6 protein-coding genes are annotated in these 4,173 nt (G+C 37.3%); all 6 read left to right on the forward strand.

Going from position 1 to position 4,173, the window contains the following annotated elements; genetic code table 11:
* The coding region (locus tag FQT24_RS00110; protein ID WP_391592439.1) for a replication initiation factor domain-containing protein at nt 1-1,103 on the forward strand (1,103 nt) is incomplete at its 5' end.
* Nucleotides 1,104-1,457 (forward strand): hypothetical protein, encoded by a 354-nt coding sequence (locus FQT24_RS00115; RefSeq protein ID WP_143951811.1) that lies wholly within the window; start codon nt 1,104-1,106, stop codon nt 1,455-1,457.
* 391 nt (nt 1,458-1,848) lie between these two features.
* Nucleotides 1,849-2,097, forward strand: coding sequence for a hypothetical protein (locus tag FQT24_RS00120; protein WP_143951812.1), 249 nt, complete (start codon nt 1,849-1,851; stop codon nt 2,095-2,097).
* A 245-nt stretch (nt 2,098-2,342) separates the two neighbouring features.
* Entirely contained in the window at nt 2,343-2,993 is a 651-nt protein-coding gene (locus FQT24_RS00125; protein WP_143951813.1) for a site-specific integrase, read from the forward strand.
* Between the two features lie 583 nt (nt 2,994-3,576).
* Complete coding sequence (gene relB / locus FQT24_RS00130; protein WP_143951814.1) at nt 3,577-3,813, forward strand: type II toxin-antitoxin system RelB family antitoxin; 237 nt, start codon at nt 3,577-3,579, stop codon at nt 3,811-3,813.
* Nucleotides 3,806-4,087 carry a type II toxin-antitoxin system RelE family toxin gene (locus FQT24_RS00135; protein ID WP_143951815.1) on the forward strand — a complete coding sequence of 94 codons (282 nt, stop codon included), beginning with the start codon at nt 3,806-3,808 and terminating at the stop codon, nt 4,085-4,087. The genes relB and FQT24_RS00135 overlap by 8 nt, the downstream gene beginning before the upstream one ends.
* The last annotated feature ends 86 nt before the right edge of the window (nt 4,088-4,173 follow it).

Below are 4,173 nucleotides of genomic sequence, written 5' to 3' on the forward strand. Positions count from 1 at the left end.
TGAATAGAGATGAAAATCAATTATTGTTGCACAATAATTCTATATGTGTAACAAATGATGAAGTTGAAAAACGTGATTTAGGAGAGAGAAAAAAGGTCATCAATTCTCTCGATTTTCTAACCGCCCCTTCTAACAGGCGGTTAAAGGTGCAAAGTTTACCCCTCTCCTGTAAACTGGATTGGTCGATAGACCGAATAACGATAGTCGGACTTCTTAAAAAATTCACTTTCGATAGTACCATTTTTACTGAAGGTGGCGAGGTCATCTATACGGCTGGCGAAGATTTCACGCTAGCCCAGGCAATGCCCCTTCTCGCTAGAGAAGATGGGGCGAAGAAAGCTGGCGCAGGGTGGAGCCTAATCGATCGCTACGGCGAGAATATCGCCTATATTGAGGTCTTGCCTTTTCTAGACAAAAAGACAGGTCAGGAAAAAGGGCGGATTGATTTCAATCCAAATAAGATAGAAAATTTTTTGAAGATAAGTTTAAAAGATTTTATCAAACTAATGTTTGAAGAACCTCATTTTTCGCGTGCCGATGTGGCTTGCGATATTATAGGGCTACCAAATGACTATATTAGTCAATATAGATTGGCTGATGCAGTATCTTTTCGCCCTTATTATGGCTTAGGTGGAGCGTTAGAAACGGCATACTGGGGCGCTAGATCTTCAGAGCGACAAATTAGAATGTATAACAAGTATCTGGAGCAGACGAAGAAAAAAGAGGTTGTTCCAGAAGGTGTTGAAACGTGGTGGAGATTGGAAATGCAACTCCGTAGAGGTAAGGCTAGCGAATGGGTAAATGTTGTATATAAAGCCCTTGACTCATTTTATTCCTTGCATTATCTACCAGTTGATATGAAGGTTACAGATAAAGTAATGCTTAGTGGATTGATTGCTGAACCTTATTTAATTAGTGAACTATCTGACAGAACACGAAAGAAGTATAGGAAGTTAATGAAGCAATTAGCTAAAGATGATGAACTTACAAATCATCTAAAAGCTAGTTTTTCAGAAAGTATCGAACAACTAGACAAGGAGCTAAACAACTGGCTCAAAGGCATGACGGTAAACCGTGAAGAAAATGAAAATGAGGTAAATTAAATGACAATTGCTAAAGAAAAAATGACTGATAGAGAAATTATCGAGAAGTGTCGCTGCTATATTCATTGCATGAGAAAAAGAGTGCCTGATGATGAAGAGGCGAGATTTGATTATTTTACAGAAGTTAGAAAGGATATTTATGAGAATTTAGAATTAGAAAAGGATGAAGCGAGGGTAGTTTTTCAAGCGGTTAGTTGTAATGCAGAGGAATTCATTGCATATCTCCTACTTTCGCAGGGTAATGAACCTTTGAAGAAATATCTAACGTTCGAAGATTTTTTTGAAGAATGGAATTCTGATGAAATTTTTTATAGAGGTTATATTGGGGCTGATTTAAAAGATTTTGAAGGTTGAGTAAAAGAGAGGGCGCAGAGCCTTCTCTTTTTGTGTGTCTGCAATCGCAAAGCGCAGACACTCGCACGCATTCGTGCGACAGGGAGCGAAGCGGAAACCCGCCCAAAGGGTTTTCGAGAGCGGATAAATGTTTACCCGTTAGAGACTTTTTCGCAGAAAAATCGACGGGTAAACATTTATCTGCCACTTTAGTGGCTTAGCTAAAATTTAAAAAATCATGATTTAGTTTTTTTGATTTCTGATTTTTTTATTTTAAAAAAAATGGCATAATAGTATTGTAGAAAATTGATTGATGTGGAGTAAATAAAACTAAGAGTAAAAAAGGAGAAAAAACGTAGCTTAGGTTAGGTTTTTTTTGATAATTTAAAAAGAAAAATAAAGGAAAAAAATCATGAACAAAATTGAAGCAGAAAAAGAGAGAATTTTTAAGGAATTGCAGAAAGAAATTCAAGCAGGGCTAGAAGCCTATGAGAGAGGGGAGTGTATCCCTCTAGAAGAGGTCAGAGAGCACCTTCTAGGCTCAGACTCAAAAGCGCTTCTTGATAAACTTCAAGATGAAGCCAATCAAATTGTTGCAGACATGGAACAAGGGAACTATTTTACTAAAGAGGAACTAATGAAAAGATATGGGATTGATTAAAAAAAGAAGAAAGGAAAAAGGAAAACTATATAAAAAAGAAATGTCGTTGTTTATATATCGATTTGTAGAAGAAGCTCGAACCCAGTCCCAGCTGTAAATGGGAGTCATAGCACAGACTCAGAAAAGTTGCTCCAATGTCATGGCATAGACATTTGTAAAAAAGTTGCCATGCCACCTTCTTAGGTGGCGGTTATACCTGACCAGTTCTGACGCTGGCGTTACAAAATTCCATTAAGGAGGTCACTATGGACAATGTTAGAAAAGAGGGACGCTGGGCGAAGAAGCGTCGCCTTAGAAGAGAAGAAGAGGAAAGAGATAAAGAAGAAAAGGCGGAGTATCGCGATATAGGTCGCTTAAAACTACAGTCTATGTATAAGGCTGGTTTTGGGCGAAGTCGCGCCAGCGACAAGCTTAAAGGCATGACTTCTGATAAAATCTATTCAAAGTCAACTTTTGAGACTTACAAAAAACAATATCGCTACTTTTGCGACTATCTAAAGGAGCAAAAGCCTGAGGTAAAAACCATGGATCAAGCGAAGAACTCTGTAAATGATTATCTTCTTTATCTTATTGAAAAAAGAAAGTCAGCGTATTCTATCAATACGATAAAATCAGCGCTAGCAAAGGTTTTTGAAGCCCCAACAACTGACTTTATAAAGACTCCAGAGCGTACTCGTGCGAACATTGCACGGTCAAGATACGATGCTATTCGTGATAAAGACCTGTCTAAGAAAACAGAAGAGAAGTATTCACGCTTTACATCGGCTTTTGGACTAAGAAGAAAAGAGATGGAAGAAATTACTGCTGAAGACCTACTTTTCAAGGATGGGAAATACTATCTCAATGTAACAAAGGGAACCAAGGGCGGTCGCCCTAGAGTTGCTGAAATAGTTTGAGTTTCAGTTCAGAAGAAGAAACAAAAGATATTGTTAAATGGATACAATCCAAAAAAGGGAAGCTTTTCCCAAAACTTCCCTCACACTATGATAACCACCATTATCGAGCGATCTACGCAAAAAGGGTGTATAACAAATATGCCAGGGATGTGAACACCATCCCAGCAAAGGAAAGATATGTAATGAGAAAAGATAGAGCTGGGGAGACTTTCGACAAGGCTGCGATGAAAATCGCCAGCAAATTCCTCGGTCATAACAGAATTTCAGTGATAGCTCAGAGCTATCTATACGATTAGAATATTAGTGATAATCCCACCTAGAAAAGGTGGGATTTTTTTTGTCACAAAACTAAATGAGTGGTTTATGCCGAGAAAACTTTTTACAAAAAGCCTTGCGAGAGTATGCTAGGACGTGCGAGCCGAAAGGCTTTAGCTTTCGGAGAGGACACGGACGCAGTACGACCAGCAAGGGTTTCTTTTTGTCAAAAGGAAATTGGAATAAAAAACGAATGTTTTTATTGTGTAATATTTAGATTAGGAGTATAATGTATATAACATAACTACACAACTAGGAGGACTGTTATATGAATAATGTTGTAACTACACCAATTTCTGTAAGATTTAGTCAGGAGCTAAATTCTTTATTAAATGCTACTATTGAAGAAAATAATATAACAAAGACTGACTTCATCAGACAAGCTGTTATAGAGAAAATTGAAGATATGTATGACATTAAGGTTGCTGATGAGGCTCATCAGGAATGGGTTGCAGGTGGCAAGAAAACTTTTACACATGAAGAGATGATGAAACGCTATGGCTAAATATCAAGTTGAATATGCCGATACTTTTCATAAAGCAATGGAAAAATTAGATCGGGGAAATCAGCGTTTCATCATGAATTGGATTTCTCAACATCTTAAAGATGTTGATTTCCCAACTTCTCCAGGGAAAGTTTTAAGAGGAAATTTTTCTGGCTATGTCCGCTTTAGAGTTGGAAATTATAGAATTATCGCTGAAGTAGATAATGACAAGTTTGTGATTACAAATATGACGGTTGGTCATAGGTCAGAGGTTTATAAAATAAAAAAATTTTAATAGAAAGGTCAACAAAAAAAGAAAAGCCCTAGCGGGAACTAGGCTTTTCAGAATGATATTTTTTCTTAGTTGAGATAATTATAGCA

This window comes from Streptococcus mitis, from assembly GCF_901542415.1.
GTDB classification, from domain to species: domain Bacteria; phylum Bacillota; class Bacilli; order Lactobacillales; family Streptococcaceae; genus Streptococcus; species Streptococcus mitis_BL.